Source organism: Azospirillum sp. B506, assembly GCF_000333595.1.
In the GTDB taxonomy this organism is placed as follows: Bacteria; Pseudomonadota; Alphaproteobacteria; order Azospirillales; family Azospirillaceae; genus Azospirillum.
The window spans coordinates 1-1,169 of the sequence record NZ_BADK01000223.1 but is presented as its reverse complement, the minus strand read 5'-3'; the positions used below and the strand labels follow the sequence as shown (position 1 = coordinate 1,169).

General features: G+C 68.3%; 1 protein-coding gene and 1 pseudogene. Both read right to left on the bottom strand.

Annotated features, from left to right (window positions below; all coding sequences use genetic code 11):
* A partial coding sequence (locus tag I71_RS07355; protein WP_042693278.1) for a phosphopantetheine-binding protein occupies positions 1–688 on the bottom strand: 688 nt, incomplete at its 3' end.
* Between the two features lie 8 nt (positions 689–696).
* Positions 697–1,169: pseudogene (locus I71_RS07350) on the bottom strand (2,3-dihydroxybenzoate-AMP ligase); the annotation flags it as partial.

Here is a 1,169-nt window from a genome sequence, read left to right as displayed (position 1 = left end):
AGCCGGGTTCCGCCGCCGGGAAGCAGGAGAGCTGCACGCCGAACGGTTCGCCGTCCGCCACCGCCAACCGGCGATGCGACAGCCGGTCGCGCAGCCCGGCCAGCGCCTCCACCCCTCCGTCGGACCGGCCGCGGAAATCATGCACCGTCAGGGCGACACCCGGACCGGCGCCCGCGATCCGTTGCAGGCCATCGTCGAGGAAACGCGCCCGGAGCATCGGATGGCGGATGGCCAGTCTCTTCACCGCCCGATCGAGCCTGGATGGATCGACACCCTTGCCGTCGAGTTCGAGATACAGATGGCAGCCGACACCGCCGAGGGGCTGATCGTCGCGGCGGCCGAACCAATAGGCCTGCTGCACCGGGGTCAGTTCGAACGCTTCCCCGTCATCCCGGGCGACGGCGTTGGGGACGGCCGCATCCTCCGGTCCGGAACGGGCCGGCCGGACGTCGCCCTCCCCGTCCGCCAACCGCAACCAGGCCGCGATGGTCGGCATCGCGATCAGATCGCCGAATTTCACGCCGTGCCCGAAAGACTTGAAATAGGCGGCGATCCGCATGACCGAGATCGAATCCAGCCCCGCCTCCAGCAATGGGGTATCGGGAAGCAGGTCTCGCGGCGGGATGTCCATCAATGCGGCGACATAGTCGGTCAGCGCCCCGGCGGACAAGACAGTGCTGGCGGTCATATCCACTCCTATTCGGCGGCGGCAGCGGTGGCAGTGGCAGTGGCAGTGGCAGTGGCGGTGGTGGCGGCCGCGCAATGCATCGCCTTCAGGGCCTCGCGCAGCGTCTTGCGGCTGATCTTGCCGACCCCCGTCGTGGGAAAGCTGTCGAGGAACTCGAAGCGGTCGGGAATCTTGAAGGCGGCGAGTCCGCTGGCCGTGAGGAACCTCCGCAGATCGTTCGGCGTCGGGCGTGACGGCCGCGGCAGCACGAAGGCGCAGATGCGTTCGCCCAGATAGCCGTCCGGCAGCCCGACGACCGCCACGTCGAGCACGCCCTCATGGCCGAGCAGGAAATTCTCGACCTCCTCCGCCGCGATCTTTTCGCCGCCGCGATTGATCTGATCGGTGTCGCGCCCCTCGACGACGAGTTGTCCGCCGGCAACGCGCCGGACCAGATCGCCGCTGCGGTAATAGCCGTCGGACGTGAAGGACGCGGCGTTCT